14 protein-coding genes and 1 tRNA gene are annotated in these 13,900 nt (G+C 37.1%); 11 read left to right on the top strand and 4 right to left on the bottom strand.

Annotated elements, in window-relative coordinates; translation table 11 throughout:
- Nucleotides 1-410 precede the first annotated feature (410 nt).
- From rapZ to MKY30_RS00215, 4 genes are all read left to right on the top strand, one after another.
- The gene (gene rapZ / locus MKY30_RS00230; protein ID WP_147210201.1) at nucleotides 411-1,298 is read left to right on the top strand and encodes an RNase adapter RapZ; all 888 of its coding nucleotides are present in this window, start codon (nucleotides 411-413) and stop codon (nucleotides 1,296-1,298) included.
- Nucleotides 1,295-2,245, top strand: a complete 951-nt coding sequence (locus tag MKY30_RS00225) for a gluconeogenesis factor YvcK family protein (protein WP_339282666.1) — start codon at nucleotides 1,295-1,297, stop codon at nucleotides 2,243-2,245. Before rapZ ends, MKY30_RS00225 begins: the two co-directional genes overlap by 4 nt.
- 61 nt (nucleotides 2,246-2,306) lie before the next feature.
- The gene (gene whiA / locus MKY30_RS00220) at nucleotides 2,307-3,257 is read left to right on the top strand and encodes a DNA-binding protein WhiA (protein WP_147210203.1); all 951 of its coding nucleotides are present in this window, start codon (nucleotides 2,307-2,309) and stop codon (nucleotides 3,255-3,257) included.
- Nucleotides 3,258-3,383: 126 nt separating this feature from the next.
- The gene (locus tag MKY30_RS00215; RefSeq protein WP_147210204.1) at nucleotides 3,384-3,641 is read left to right on the top strand and encodes an HPr family phosphocarrier protein; all 258 of its coding nucleotides are present in this window, start codon (nucleotides 3,384-3,386) and stop codon (nucleotides 3,639-3,641) included.
- Nucleotides 3,642-3,765: 124 nt separating this feature from the next.
- Here the strand turns inward: MKY30_RS00215 and MKY30_RS00210 are convergent.
- A tRNA-Arg gene (locus MKY30_RS00210) sits at nucleotides 3,766-3,841 on the bottom strand.
- 237 nt (nucleotides 3,842-4,078) lie between these two features.
- Here MKY30_RS00210 and clpP point away from each other — a divergent pair.
- The 6 genes from clpP to MKY30_RS00180 all read left to right on the top strand — a co-directional run bounded on the left by clpP (nucleotide 4,079) and on the right by MKY30_RS00180 (nucleotide 11,144).
- Nucleotides 4,079-4,663 carry an ATP-dependent Clp endopeptidase proteolytic subunit ClpP gene (clpP, locus tag MKY30_RS00205; RefSeq protein WP_077601969.1) on the top strand — a complete coding sequence of 195 codons (585 nt, stop codon included), beginning with the start codon at nucleotides 4,079-4,081 and terminating at the stop codon, nucleotides 4,661-4,663.
- Nucleotides 4,664-5,268: 605 nt separating this feature from the next.
- Nucleotides 5,269-5,835: a glycerol-3-phosphate responsive antiterminator gene (locus tag MKY30_RS00200; RefSeq protein ID WP_147210257.1), complete on the top strand. Its 567-nt coding sequence runs from the start codon at nucleotides 5,269-5,271 to the stop codon at nucleotides 5,833-5,835.
- 301 nt (nucleotides 5,836-6,136) lie between these two features.
- Nucleotides 6,137-7,180, top strand: a complete 1,044-nt coding sequence (locus tag MKY30_RS00195) for an ABC transporter substrate-binding protein (RefSeq protein ID WP_147210258.1) — start codon at nucleotides 6,137-6,139, stop codon at nucleotides 7,178-7,180.
- A gap of 12 nt (nucleotides 7,181-7,192) precedes the next feature.
- Entirely contained in the window at nucleotides 7,193-8,314 is a 1,122-nt protein-coding gene (locus MKY30_RS00190) for an ABC transporter ATP-binding protein (protein WP_147210259.1), read from the top strand.
- Nucleotides 8,311-10,020, top strand: coding sequence for an ABC transporter permease (locus MKY30_RS00185; RefSeq protein WP_147210260.1), 1,710 nt, complete (start codon nucleotides 8,311-8,313; stop codon nucleotides 10,018-10,020). The genes MKY30_RS00190 and MKY30_RS00185 overlap by 4 nt, the downstream gene beginning before the upstream one ends.
- Nucleotides 10,021-10,349: 329 nt before the next feature.
- Nucleotides 10,350-11,144, top strand: a complete 795-nt coding sequence (locus tag MKY30_RS00180) for an HAD-IIA family hydrolase (protein WP_147210261.1) — start codon at nucleotides 10,350-10,352, stop codon at nucleotides 11,142-11,144.
- 76 nt (nucleotides 11,145-11,220) lie between these two features.
- Here the strand turns inward: MKY30_RS00180 and MKY30_RS00175 are convergent, their stop codons facing one another.
- From MKY30_RS00175 to MKY30_RS00165, 3 genes are all read right to left on the bottom strand, one after another.
- Nucleotides 11,221-11,763, bottom strand: coding sequence for a shikimate kinase (locus MKY30_RS00175; protein ID WP_147210262.1), 543 nt, complete (start codon nucleotides 11,761-11,763; stop codon nucleotides 11,221-11,223).
- A 36-nt stretch (nucleotides 11,764-11,799) separates the two neighbouring features.
- A complete protein-coding gene (locus tag MKY30_RS00170; protein ID WP_307725843.1) occupies nucleotides 11,800-12,180 on the bottom strand; it encodes a ribonuclease HI family protein in 381 nt (126 codons plus the stop codon).
- A gap of 110 nt (nucleotides 12,181-12,290) precedes the next feature.
- Complete coding sequence (locus tag MKY30_RS00165; protein ID WP_156984881.1) at nucleotides 12,291-12,818, bottom strand: FixH family protein; 528 nt, start codon at nucleotides 12,816-12,818, stop codon at nucleotides 12,291-12,293.
- Between the two features lie 148 nt (nucleotides 12,819-12,966).
- Here MKY30_RS00165 and MKY30_RS00160 point away from each other — a divergent pair, with 148 nt between their 5' ends.
- On the top strand, nucleotides 12,967-13,851 hold the full coding sequence (locus MKY30_RS00160) for a fumarylacetoacetate hydrolase family protein (RefSeq protein ID WP_147210265.1): 885 nt from the start codon (nucleotides 12,967-12,969) through the stop codon (nucleotides 13,849-13,851).
- Nucleotides 13,852-13,900: the final 49 nt, after the last annotated feature.

Here is a 13,900-nt window from a genome sequence, read left to right as displayed (position 1 = left end):
TTGTAAGAAAGCAAATGAAACATATTTATTCAAAGATAGGAGCGGATGTTGTCGACTCCTACGGGAAAAGCAACAGGTGAAGACCCCGCAGGAAGTGGTCTTCTTCCGAGGAGGCTGAGACGTTGCCCGTGAAAAGCGACTTCCTGGAGCGGACATCTCCCTGGCAAGAACACCATTGTTTTAAAGAGCAAGTGATTTTCTTGGTTTTTCTCAGTTTGTATAAATACAAGCCGTATTTAACCGAATTCTTGGCGAATGTCAGGTTTTCTAATATAATGAAGTAAGATACAATAAGTATAGCGCAAGAACTGGCCGGTTAAGATCTTAGGGCCCGGAAACCAGGGTTGGGGATTCGACTGCCCGCCAGAAATATAAGTGGCGTCGGAAGAGGTTTGAAAGGGGAGAGTTCAGTGAATCAAGAAAAAGAAACAAAGCTCGTTATTATTACTGGAATGTCAGGAGCCGGAAAAACAGTTGCGGTACAAAGCTTTGAGGACTTAGGGTATTATTGTGTAGATAATTTACCTCCTGCACTTCTTCCAAAATTTTTAGAATTAATGAAGGATGCTTCTAATACAATTCAGAAAGTGGCCCTTGTCATGGATTTACGGGGGAGAGAATTTTTTGATTCCTTATACAAAGCACTGGATGCAATTAGCCATACACCGTGGATTCAAAGCCATATTCTATTTTTAGATGCAGCTGATGAAACTTTGGTTACGAGATATAAAGAGACAAGACGCTCTCATCCGTTAGCTGTTGGCGGGCTTCCTTTAAACGGGATTCATCAGGAGAGAATCATTATTGATGAATTGCGCGGACGTTCTCAAAGAATTATTGATACATCAAATCTTAAGCCAAGAGATTTACGCGAAAAGATTCTTCAATTATATAAGGAAGAAAAGCAGGAAGTGTTTTCGGTTCATTTCGTATCTTTTGGATTTAAATATGGAATTCCAATTGATGCGGATTTAGTTTTTGATGTACGCTTTTTGCCGAATCCACATTATGTGTCTGCGCTTCAGCCTTTAACAGGATTAAATCAGGAAGTCTCTTCGTATGTATTTAAATGGACAGATACACAGCTGTTTACAGATAAATTAAATGATTTATTCCGTTTTATGTTTCCGCAATATAAAAAAGAAGGCAAATCACAATTAGTCATTGCCATTGGCTGCACTGGCGGACAGCATCGTTCTGTAGCTTTAGCTGAGTATTTCTCCAAACAATTCAATGATGATTATATTACACATGTCAGTCATCGGGATATTGAGAAGAGAAAGGCTAAATCATCATGAGCAATGTTCCCAAAATAACGGCTATTGGCGGAGGAACAGGAATGCCGGTTTTACTGCGTGGATTGAAGGATTTACCGGTGGAGCTTACCGCAGTTGTGACTGTAGCGGATGATGGAGGAAGTACAGGAAGAATCCGTTCAGAAATGGAAATACCTGCACCGGGAGATATTCGAAACGTTATTGCTGCTTTATCTGATGCAGAACCTATGCTTTTAGAGCTCTTTCAGCATCGGTTTCAACAAGGGAATGGATTGACTGGTCATTCATTAGGGAATTTATTATTAGCTGCTATGACATCGATGACCGGTAATTTTAATCAGGGGATAAAAGAAATTTCCCGGGTTCTAAATGTAAAAGGAAAGATATATCCGATTTCAAATGATAATATGTCTTTGCATGCAATTATGGAAGACGGAGAAATTATTCATGGTGAATCAAATATCCCTCTGTCGGGAAAACGGATTAAACGTATTTTTTTAGAGCCGCAGCCGCTGCATCCATTACCCAATGCTGTTGAATCCATTGAAAAAGCAGATCTGATTGTTATATCTCCAGGGAGCCTGTATACTTCCATCATGCCGAATCTAATTGTTCCAGAAGTGAAGGAAGCATTACACAACGCGAAAGCAAAGAAAGTCTATGTTTGTAATATCATGACGCAATATGGAGAAACAACAGGTTATTCCGCGGCAGATCATGTTCAGGCTATTCACGACCATGTTGGTGATGCTTGTGTTGATTATGTTATTGTTCATAACCAGCCAATAGATGCAGAAACACAGGAAATTTATAAAGAAGAGAGAGCATTTCCGGTAGAAGCGGATATTGACCGCTTAAAAGCCATGAATGTTCAGGTAGTTGCAGGAAATATTGTTGTAAAGCATAAAGATGGAACACTTCGCCATAATAATGATAAAATTGCTGAGATGCTTTATAAATTTTTATAATTTTATCATGGAATGAAGTTTTGCTTTATGTGCGTGTTGAAAAGGGAAGGAGTGTGATACTATGTCCTTCGCATCAGATATTAAAAAAGAACTAACCGCGATTCAATCGGATTCCTGCTGCCAGTTTGCTGAGTTAGCTGCATTAGTTCGAATGAATGGCGTTATTTCTATATCAAAGCAAGGTTATGCACTGGATGTGCAGACGGAGAATGCAGCAATTGCAAGGCGTATTTACACATTAATTAAGCAAAATTATACATTACCGGTAGAACTGCTTGTCCGTAAAAAAATGAAGCTGAAAAAAAATAATGTGTATATTGTCCGTATGAAAAACGGTGTCCAGTCTTTATTAAAGGATTTGGATTTAATCGAAAATCAATATCAAATTATCCGGACTATTTCAGAGAAATACTTAGATAAAGAGTGCTGCCGCAAATCATATTTACGTGGAGCGTTTCTGGCTGGCGGTTCGATGAATAATCCGGAAACATCTTCTTATCATTTAGAGATTTTCAATTATTATGAAGAACATGCAGAAGCGTTAAAAACATTATTGAATGGATACGACTTGCATGCAAGAACATTGGAACGTAAAAACGGACATATCGTATATATGAAGGAAGCAGAAAGGATTACTGCTTTTTTAAGTATTATCGGAGCACATCAAGCATTATTGAAATTTGAAGATGTCCGTATTGTCCGTGATATGCGGAACTCTGTGAACAGGTTAGTAAATTGTGAAACAGCGAACTTAAATAAAACCATTGGTGCAGCATTCCGTCAAATTGAAAATATTAAATTGATTGAACGAACAGTCGGACTGGAACAATTACCTGAGAAATTGCAAGAGATGGCTAAGCTGCGGGTTCAGTATGAAGAAGTTTCATTAAAGGAATTGGGAGAACTCGTTTCCAGCGGGACAATTTCTAAATCAGGCGTGAATCATCGATTGAAGAAGATTGATGAATTCGCAGAAAAAATTAAACGTGGAGAGCTGCAGCTTGGTAATTAATGCTAGCATCCGGAGAATATGATATAATGCAATAAATATCATGGAACATCGCCAAAAAATAAATGCAGAGCTTTCTCTGCATTGCAAAAAATGGAGGCGTTTACTTAAGACAGGAGAGTGGATTTGTTGATTGAGAAAACGGTGAAGATTGAATTAGATTCAGGATTGCAGGCAAGACCAGCTGCCTATTTTGTACAAGAGGCCAATCGATTTGATTCACACATATTTTTAGAGAATGATGATAAAAAAGTGAATGCGAAAAGCATTATGGGACTGATGAGCTTAGCTTTGACAAAAGGGGAAGAAATTAAGCTTATTATCGAAGGTGAAGACGAAGAAGAGGCAATGGAATATTTAACAAGCCTTGTTCGCGAGAAAGTATGATTGAGCTAATGTTAAGTTTATAATAAATAGCAAATCTATGCCTATTTAAAAACTCCCTCTTAAGGGCGGGTAATCTTTACTCAAACTTAAGAGGGAGTTATCATGCATTTCATTTTTCTAGTAGCGCGCCCAGAGGGATTCGAACCCCCGGCAAACCTGGTACCGGAAACCAGTGCTCTATCCAGCTGAGCTATGGGCGCATATTGTTTTATTAAAAACACAACCTTAATTATACATACGAATTCCTTCTGAGACAAGTCCTTTTTCTTTATTTGATAAAATTTCTTAGGTTTAACAAACATAAAATCGGGAAAACTGGTTAAAGTAGAAATTTGGAGAATCTTTTTGTTTGACCTTTATTGACCAATGAGCTATCATATTAACTATAGTAATTAAATCATCAGCCATGTTAACTGGCTATTCAAGGAGGATTTATAATGAATTTAGTACCTACAGTTATTGAACAAACAAACCGTGGTGAACGCGCATACGATATTTATTCCCGTTTATTGAAGGACCGGATTATTTTACTTGGCAGCGGTATTGATGACAATGTCGCCAACTCTATTGTAGCACAGCTATTATTCTTAGAAGCAGAAGATCCAGGAAAAGATATCTCTTTATACATTAATTCTCCTGGCGGATCTATTACAGCCGGAATGGCAATTTTTGATACAATGAATTTTATTAAATCAGATGTATCTACAATCTGCATTGGTATGGCAGCTTCTATGGGAGCATTCCTGCTTAACGCTGGTGAAAAGGGTAAACGTTTTGCTTTGCCGAACAGTGAGATCATGATTCACCAGCCATTAGGTGGTACGCAAGGTCAGGCAACAGATATTGAGATTCATGCAAGAAGAATTATTGAAATTAAAAAACGCATGAACCGTATCATGTCTGAAAACACCGGACAGCCATTAGAAGTTATTGAACATGATACAGAGCGTGATAACTTTATGACTGCAGAACAGTCCAAAGAATACGGCTTAATTGATGATATCTTTGAACGCAAACAATAATCGAAGTGTAAAAAGTAAAAAAAGACCGGAGTTTTACACCGGTCTTTTTTTTTTTTGCTATTTTCTATTTCTATGTGAAATGTTTTAAATAGTTCTTATAAATATGATTTATTTATAAAACATTTTACCGGAAATTATTTTTTTATGAAATGATAAAATTATGTTTATCATAAATCCGAAATATCTCGTAAATACTGTGAAATTAACTGTTTAGTCATTCCTACAGGGTATAGTTTATGGTAAAATAAACTCAAGGTAGAATTTCGAAAATAATAAAAAATTTTAAGTTAAGTTATTTTGTATATGTTATCCCACATTTCACTAGTCTTAGGCATCTTTGACGGGATGAGAAGTTTTCCTTTTTATAATCCCCTACAAGCGAGCTTTTTGCAGGATATAACCTAATTCTATCTGCGGAAAGAATCGTTCCTCAAGGCTGAAGTATCACTTTACAGTTGTTTCTCCATGAAATGTTATCTTTTGCACACTCTGTTATATAAACTTTCACTACCCAAAAGCTGTCAAGACATAAGAGCTTTAAAAACTATCTTTTAGATAGATTAATTAAGATTCTATTATTGGAAAATATTTCAAGGAGGATATTGATGGAAAAAATAGTTAATATTGTAGAGTCACAAGTTATTGCTTCTGTGAAATCACCGGAACATTTAGAATTGGCTGCTGCTTCAAATTCAAATGTTGTGTTTTTATTAACGGGAGATTTACTTACGACTTCTGATTATCTAGATGTACTTAAAAAGGCTGGGAAGCAAACTTTTTTACATATAGATTTTATTGAGGGGCTTTCTAATTCAAAAAATGCACTAAAGTATATTGCAAAAGTGTGGCAGCCCAAAGGAATTATTACTACAAGAAACAGCCTGATTAAATATGCAAAAGAAGAAGGGTTAATGACAGTTCAAAGAATCTTTTTAATTGATAAAAATGCTATGAAAAAAGGAATTGAGATGGCAGATCAATACCAGCCTGATGCTATTGAAATATTACCTGGACTTATGCCAAGCGTCATAGACGAATTAACAAGGACAACGAAACTCCCGATTATAGCTGGAGGATTGATCAGCAAAGAAAAGGAGATCCTGGAAGGATTAGAGGCAGGAGCTTTAGCTATTTCTTCAAGTGATCCTAAATTGTGGAATATTGATATTTGATATAAACTAACCAAAAGACTCTGCAGATAGATAAACCATAGAGTCTTTTGGTTGAAAAAGAGAATAAAACTGCTGATTTTCGCGGTCTTAGACTAGTTTTGTAAATATTTGTTCACAAAATTGTGATTTTTTCTTTACAATATTGAAAGCGTTTGCTATACTTGTGTCAATAATTAAATAACTCTATATAGAAATAGGAGAAGATAGAGTTGGATAATTACCTTTCGGAGGAGAGGTGTGTCCAATTTCTTATCATCTCCTATTTTTTTGGGTTATTTCAAACAAAAAGGAGGAGAAAGGTATGAGAGGTAAAAAAGGGCAATTAGTTATAGGGGGATTATTTATTGTTTTAATTAGTTTACTTGCAGCTTGTGCTGGTGATGATACTGGAGGAGACGGTGATTCCGGCAGCGGAGGAGCAATTACACTTTATTCCCCTGAAACACCTGATTTAACGAATGAATTAGCTGCTAAATTTGAAGAAGTACATGGGACCCCGGTAAACGTTAATTATGCAGGAACAAATGTACTTGTGAATCAAATGATAGCCGAGCAAGGTAATCCACAGGCTGATGTCTGGTATGGCGGAGGAGGGATTCTGCCTTTTGAAACAGCTGTAGATAAGGATATTATTACGCAATATATTCCGGAAGCAGCAGAGGATTGGGAAGTTACTGAAAACGGTATCAAAATGAAACACCAGGATGATTATTATGTAGGTACAGAGATTTTTGTACTTGGTTTTGCTTACAATACAGAATTGGTTTCTGAAGAGGAAGCACCAAAAACATGGGAAGATTTATTAGATCCTAAATGGGAAGGCAAAATTCAATTTCCAAACCCTGCCGCTTCTGGTACATCAACATTGATGGTACTAAGCTACATGATGCAGCATGGAGAAGAAGAAGGCTGGGAATATTTCCAAAAGCTGACGGATTACGCGAATTCTATTCCGGATTCAGGCTCCAGCCCGACAAAAGGGGTCGCTATGGGAGAAGCTGAAATAGCAATCGGTTTTGATTTTATGGCATATGAGCTAAAAGAAAACGGAGAAGACGTTGATTTTATTGTCCCTGAAGAAACGCCAGTATTAGTAAACCCGGTTACATTGGTTAAAGATGGTCCTAACCCGGATGGCGGCAAGCAATTTATGGACTTTATGCTGAGTGATGAAGCACAGGAGATTTTAGCTTCATGGAATCATATACCAATTAATCCGGATGTTGAATCACAAACACCGATTTCTTTAGAAACTGTGCAGGAGCATGCAATTGACCTGGACATTGATTGGGTAAATGAGAACTATGACCGAATCAGAAGCGAATGGAATACGAATATACAGTAAAGGGATGGTTTTATGGGCTCTGTTGTTGTAAAGCAGCTTACAAAGAATTTTTCTGGAACAGACGTGCTTAAGAATATTGAATTAGATATCCAAGAGGGCGAATTTTTTGCCCTTCTTGGCCCCTCTGGATGCGGGAAAACAACAACCATGCGTTGTATTGCCGGATTTGAAACACCTACAAGCGGAGAGATAAAAATTGGCGAAAAGATAGTAAATAAAATTTCTCCCCATCAAAGAAACTGCGGAATGGTATTCCAAAGTTATGCGCTGTTTCCGCATATGAATGTTTTTGATAATATTGCGTACAGCTTGAATATCAAGCGTTTAAGAGATAGTAATATGTTTAAAAAAATCGGAGTATATATCCGAATGCTCAATAGTAAAATAGTCAAATATCCAAAAGATATTGAGGAAAAAGTAAATAGTATTATAGAGTATGTTGAGCTGCAGGATCATGCTAAAAAGCTGACAGGTGAGCTCTCGGGCGGGCAGCAGCAGCGGGTTGCATTAGCCAGGGCGCTTGTGATGGAGCCTCAGGTTCTATTGATGGATGAACCTCTGTCCAACCTGGATCAAAAGTTGAGACATACTATGAGAAATACAATTAGAAGAATTCAACAGGAATTGAAGATTACAACGATTTTTGTAACGCATGATCAGGAAGAAGCAATGAGTATGGCGGATCGCGTTGCTGTAATGAGCGGCGGAGAAATTCTCCAAATTGGAACACCTACAGATTTGTATAGTAATCCGAAAACACCTTTTATTGCAGATTTTGTCGGTACTTCTAATATACTTCCTGGAAAAGTAATAAAAAAGGAAAAAAATCTGACCTATGTAAGAGTCGGTGATTATGAAATTCAGTCTTCAATGGATACAGAGCTTGAAGATGTACAGCTTGTAATCAGACCTGAGAATTTAATTGTAAAGGATAAAAACGAAAGTACGAGGGACAATTATTTTGAAGGTACAGTAGAAGTAGCAACCTATTTGGGGTCGACTGTAAGGTATGATATTAAAGTTGGGGAGCATAACCTGCTGGTGGATACTGTATTTGAATCAGGAGATAAGATTTTTGCAAAAGGATCAGAAATCAAAGTTATTGTAGATCCTGAAAGGGTTTTGCTGTTATGAAGAAATTAAAAGATAATTTTAACGGTCTTGGGATATTAAAAATACTTGTCTATGCTTTCTTTCTATTATTCTTAATTATTCCTTTACTATCTATCTTCCTGGTGAGTTTTACGAATGAGCCTATCAATATATTTGGTTCATTAATAAGCGTGGACACGCTGCAAACGACCATCAATCAGTTTAAAAATGCTACTTTAGATAACTTTACTGCTATTTTTCAAAATACAACTTATTTTACTTCCTTGAAGAATAGTTTGTATTTGGCAATAACGGTATCACTCGTGGTTATGTTAATTTGTATTCCGATTGCTTATGGGATTGCAAGAACGAAGATGCCTTTTAAGAAAACAATCAGCGCATTATGCACCATCCCATTAGTTGTACCGACTTTTATTTCTGGATATTCTTTTATCATTATGTTCGGAAGATCCGGATGGGTTACACAAATCTATCAGTATTTGGGCGGAGAAGGGCTTTTTATTGATCCATATTCGATGACAGGTATAGCAATTGTACAAATATTTTTCTTTTTCCCTTATGCATTATGGCCAATGGTTGCCGCATTTAAAGTAAGTGATATATCTCTTGAGGAAGCATCCAGAAATATGGGAGCAAAGAGCTGGCTTACTTTTTCAACGGTAACTATGCCTCTGGTAATACCAGGAATGCTTTCTACAGCACTGGTTATCTTTGCGGTCAGCTTTTCTGATTTTGGAACACCGATTATTCTGGCGCCAAGTGATTTAAACCTGATTGTTGTAGAAGCATACAGAGAAATTTCCGGATTCTTTAACTGGGGAGGTGCCGCAATCTTGACTGTTGTCATGATTGCTATTGCGGGACTTGCTTACTGGCTGCAAAACTATTTCACTAAAAATATGAATTACGGTTCTGTATCTGGAAAACCAAAACAAGTCAAACTCAGCGATAATAAAATGCTGACTGTTCCTTTGTTCGTATTTTCAGCTTTCGTTATTATCGTTCCACTATTATCCGTACTTACTGTATTTTTACAGTCGATTGCAACTACTTGGGGAAAGGATCTTCTGCCAAGCGGTTACACGTTATCTCATTACCAGACTATTTTCACATCCTCCCTTGGGAACATTCAAAACAGTATTGTGCTGGCGCTGGGGGCTCTGGTAATAAGTGTTGTCGTATCAGCGGCAGTAGCTTACTTTGTTGTAAGACATAAATCAACAGCGCTTGATTTTGTAACGACAGTACCGTTGATTGTTCCAGGAATTGCTGTTGGTATTGCGTTGATTCAGACATTTAATACAGCACCTTTACAGCTTACAGGAACAGCATTTATTTTAATTGTCGCGTATGCAATGCGAAGATTGCCATATATGGTCCGGTCTACGATGAGTACGATGAAATCCATTAAAGCTGATATTGAGGAAGCAGCCATAAATCTAGGTGCCTCTACCTTCACCGCTTTATTGACAGTTGTTGGACCATTGATGCTTCCTGGTATCGCGGCAGGATCGATATTAGTTTTTGTAACTGTTATTAAAGAGACAAGTATATCAATTCTGATGGCGCCGGCAAGCTGGGCCCCAATGAGTCTGGCAATCTTTCAAAATGTAATGCGGGCAGAATACTATTCCGCGGCAGCGATGTCAATTGTTCTTGTTGTCATAGTAGTTATATTCCAGCTGATTGCAGAAAAACTTACAAATAGAAGTGAGAAAAAGAGTTAAGTTTTAAATGCTTTGTCCGGGGTTTTAATCTTTAGAAATAAACCCCGGATAAAAAATATAGCAGACTCTTAAAAGCTATTTATAGCTTGCCAAGTGTCAATTTTTATAAAGAAAAGGCATTATACAATTTTTATTTTACTGAATATTCAGTTATATAGTTGTTTATGAGTCAGAGAGAATAATAGACATATACAGGTTGTGAAAGCCCTCTCTCTTCATAAAAAGATAATAAGAGCTTGTTCCTGAAGTTCTTATTGCCTGAAACTTTACAGATTGGCGATGGTAATAAATACACCAAGCAATTATAAAACAACAAGGAGGACAACAGGGTGAAACGGGGATACATTTTTGATTTAGACGGTACGATTTATTTAGAAGAGAAAATTATTGAAGGGGCAAGCGAGACGATTAAGGCTTTACGTGAAAGAGGAGATGAAGTTGTTTTTCTGACAAATAAGTCGATTGAAACAACAGAGACCTATGTAAACAAATTAAATAAACTTGGAGTTGAAGTAACAAATGAAAATGTCATTAATTCTAATATACTGACAGCCAGATATTTAAAATCTCAATTACAGCAAACAGAAAAGGTCATGGTTATCGGAGAACAGCCACTAATTAATGAAATAAAAAAACAGGGTATTGAGGTATCTGATAAACCGGAAGAAGTAAAATATGTTGTGCTGGGCTGGGATAGAAAATTCAGTTATGATAAATTAAATCGTGCTTTTCAGGCATGGAGGAATGGGGCAGTCGTGGTAGCTACTAATCCGGATCGCACTTGTCCAATGCGCGGAGGCCAGATACCAGATTGCGGGGCAATGATTGGAGCAATGGAAGGAGCAACCGGAGAAAAAATAGAAATTATACTTGGCAAGCCTTCTTTATTAGCAGCTAAATTTATTGTAGAAGATATTTTAAAACTTCCGTCAGAAAGATGTTTTATGGTAGGGGATAGATTGGAAACAGATGTGAAAATGGGAAATGATTATGGTATGAATTCTATTTTGGTTTTGACAGGTATAACAGATAAATGCATGGTGGAAACGACACCTTATAAGCCTCATTACACATTAAACAGTGTGAAGGATATCTTAAACATGAAAACAGATGCAGTTGTCTGATTAAAGCAAAAAAAAGCATATCTACTAAGGTTAACTACTTACCTGTAAATAGATATGCTTTTTCTTGATTTTCCAATCAAGCATAAAGCTCCCAGGCTAATTTTAAAGAATCTACGATATAATCAGCTACTTCTTCTACTTCCTGGTCATCTGTTAATACACGTGAATGATGCTGCTCATAAATTGGCTGCCGATCATCAAAAAGCTGTTTAATTTCATCCATATTTTTTCCTTGCAAAACAGGGCGGCTGTCTATCAGTAACCCAATCCGGTCCTTCCATTTGTCCCAGGTTAAGTCGAGGAAGAAAATAGTAGTGGTTGCAAGACAGATATCCTGAATTTCTTTTTGTAGAAATGCCCCGCCGCCTAAGGAAATTACCTTTAATTTTTTATGGCACATTTCAGAAATGATCTCTTTTTCATGCTGGCGAAAGACAGCTTCCCCATACTTAGCAAAAATATCTTTTGGAGGCATCTGGAATCTGCGTTCAATTACTTCATCAATATCGATAAAGTCACGATATAACTTTTGAGCAACCGCCTGACCAATCGTTGTTTTTCCAACCCCCATAAAACCGATTAATACAATACTTTGTTCTTTTAACGGTATTTTATTCATTTTTATTTCCTCCCGTACCCTGTGTATATATAAGCATTATTGCTGATAGATTGCTGCTCTTGCTAATTGATCTGCTTTGCTGTTTTCTTTTTCAGGTATCCATTTAATAAATAAAAAAGGAAATTCTGCTGCTTCAGACTGGATAACTTCAAGTAAAGGAAGAAATTGTTTGTTCTTTGTTCGGCCTTTATCAATTACTTCTGCTGCTACTTTAGAGTCTGTCCGGAAAGATAGGATTTCTCCAGGAAAATTTGCTTTGCAGATTTTTAATGCTTCTATAATGGCATGAAATTCAGCTTCATGATTTGGCATATAAGGTAAAGGAACTGCATATTCCAGTTTCTTTTCTCCTGACTTTATATAAATACCGGCGCCGCTTTTTTCAGTGTTCACGTTTGTGGCTCCATCGGTATACACTTGAATCAAAGCATATCACCTCATTTAAGCTTCCATTTCTACGTACATAGTATAACGAATTTTAGATCAGAAAGGAATACATGTCAGCTCTGTCTGTTTATAAAACTGTTTTACTCATCTTCATCATCGTCATGTCCTTGGTGCTCACCATGCTCATCTCCATCATCGCCATGTTCATGATGCTCGTGGTCCATTTCGTCATGGGCATCTTCTTCAGATGGTTCTGCATCGCCGGCAATAACCGTTTCTAAAGGCATGATATGCATTTCTCTTGCTGTTGTATGTGCATACATTTCATAGACAGCTTCCTCTTCAAAGGTAAAGCTTGCAGTATATGTACCGTTCTCCTGATGGACTCCCTCTAATTTAACACTGTCATCAGCATGGCCTTGTGTCCATACCTCAAATAAAACCTCATGTGCATCTTCAACAGGCTCATCCTCAAAGCTGACATGCGCTGTTAAATCAATTGTTTCCCCAACTTCAACATGCTCTGGAACATCAAAATCTACTTCCAGGACAGATAATTCCTGTGAATCCGTATCATCATCCTTTTCTGCTGTATCCGCTTCATTATTGGAGCAGGCAACTAATACAGTTATAAGAGCAATCAGGATAAAGAATATTTTTTTCTTCATTTATATAGCTCCTTTCTTCAACTTTTTTTAGTATAATCAACACCTAGTATAGCATGACTAATGAGTCGTTTGATTGAATAAATTATGACATATTTTATTTTCCTTCCTACAGTAACTCTACTATAATAAGGGAAAGGGAGGAATACATATGAAATTAGTAGCTTATCGGAAAGAACAAGGTGAAAAATATCGTACAGGTGTTTTAACAGATTCGGAATCAATTGCAGACGTGGAAACGTTGTCCAAGCAAGCTGGTAAAGAAAAGCTTCCGGCTGACCCGGTTGATTTTTATGCACGTGCGGCAGAGCATGTGGAAGAGCTGCAGAAAATTTTAAATGAAGAAGCAGAGCATGAAACTATTTCACTTCAGGATGTTCATCTGGGAATGCCGCTTGGAAAAGCAAAAAAAGTGATTTGTGTCGGTAAGAATTATCAGGAGCATGTTCATGAAATGAAATCGGATATTCCTGATTTCCCGGTTCTATTTGCTAAATTTGATAATGCTATTATTGGCCCGGAGGATGATATTCATTATCCATCAATTACTGAAAAATTAGATTATGAAGTTGAATTAACACTGGTTATTGGAAAAACAGCTTCAAAGGTTAAAAAAGAAGATGCTTTTGATTATATTGCCGGATACACACTTGCAAATGATACATCTGCGCGTGATTTACAAAAAAGGACACCACAATGGCTGCAAGGAAAAACACTTGATCATACTACACCTGTAGGTCCGTGGGTTGTGACGAAGGACGAGATAGACAATCCTCACGCATTAAATGTCCGTTCCTTTGTTAATGGGGAGGAACGTCAATCATCAAATACAGAGCACCTTATATTTGATATCCCCTTTTTAATAAACTTTATTTCAGAAATTATGACACTTGAACCGGGAGATATTATTTTAACAGGAACTCCACACGGTGTCGGTTTAGCTATGGAGCCTTCCGGACTGCTTCAGGGAGGGGACCATGTGAAATTAGAGATAGAAGGAATAGGTGTTATGGAAAATCAGGTGAAAAAAGTATAATATCATTTTATTAAAAGTCTGGTATTAGAGGTATTTCCTAAATACAATA

Origin of the sequence: Oceanobacillus sp. FSL W8-0428 (genome assembly GCF_038004405.1) — a bacterium.
Taxonomy (GTDB): domain Bacteria; phylum Bacillota; class Bacilli; order Bacillales; family Amphibacillaceae; genus Oceanobacillus; species Oceanobacillus sojae.
Note: the sequence above shows the minus strand (reverse complement) of the source record. Positions and strands in the feature narration are given on the sequence as shown.

Excerpts from the sequence above, each read along its gene's own strand:
- MKY30_RS00165 (WP_156984881.1), bottom strand. The coding sequence starts at position 12,818 with ATGAAGAAAAAAATATTCTTTATCCTGATTGCTCTTATAACTGTATTA.
- clpP (WP_077601969.1), top strand. The coding sequence starts at position 4,079 with ATGAATTTAGTACCTACAGTTATTGAACAAACAAACCGTGGTGAACGC.
- MKY30_RS00195 (WP_147210258.1), top strand. The coding sequence starts at position 6,137 with ATGAGAGGTAAAAAAGGGCAATTAGTTATAGGGGGATTATTTATTGTT.
- MKY30_RS00160 (WP_147210265.1), top strand. The coding sequence starts at position 12,967 with ATGAAATTAGTAGCTTATCGGAAAGAACAAGGTGAAAAATATCGTACA.
- MKY30_RS00185 (WP_147210260.1), top strand. The coding sequence starts at position 8,311 with ATGAAGAAATTAAAAGATAATTTTAACGGTCTTGGGATATTAAAAATA.
- MKY30_RS00200 (WP_147210257.1), top strand. The coding sequence starts at position 5,269 with ATGGAAAAAATAGTTAATATTGTAGAGTCACAAGTTATTGCTTCTGTG.
- whiA (WP_147210203.1), top strand. The coding sequence starts at position 2,307 with ATGTCCTTCGCATCAGATATTAAAAAAGAACTAACCGCGATTCAATCG.
- MKY30_RS00175 (WP_147210262.1), bottom strand. The coding sequence starts at position 11,763 with ATGAATAAAATACCGTTAAAAGAACAAAGTATTGTATTAATCGGTTTT.
- MKY30_RS00190 (WP_147210259.1), top strand. The coding sequence starts at position 7,193 with ATGGGCTCTGTTGTTGTAAAGCAGCTTACAAAGAATTTTTCTGGAACA.
- MKY30_RS00225 (WP_339282666.1), top strand. The coding sequence starts at position 1,295 with ATGAGCAATGTTCCCAAAATAACGGCTATTGGCGGAGGAACAGGAATG.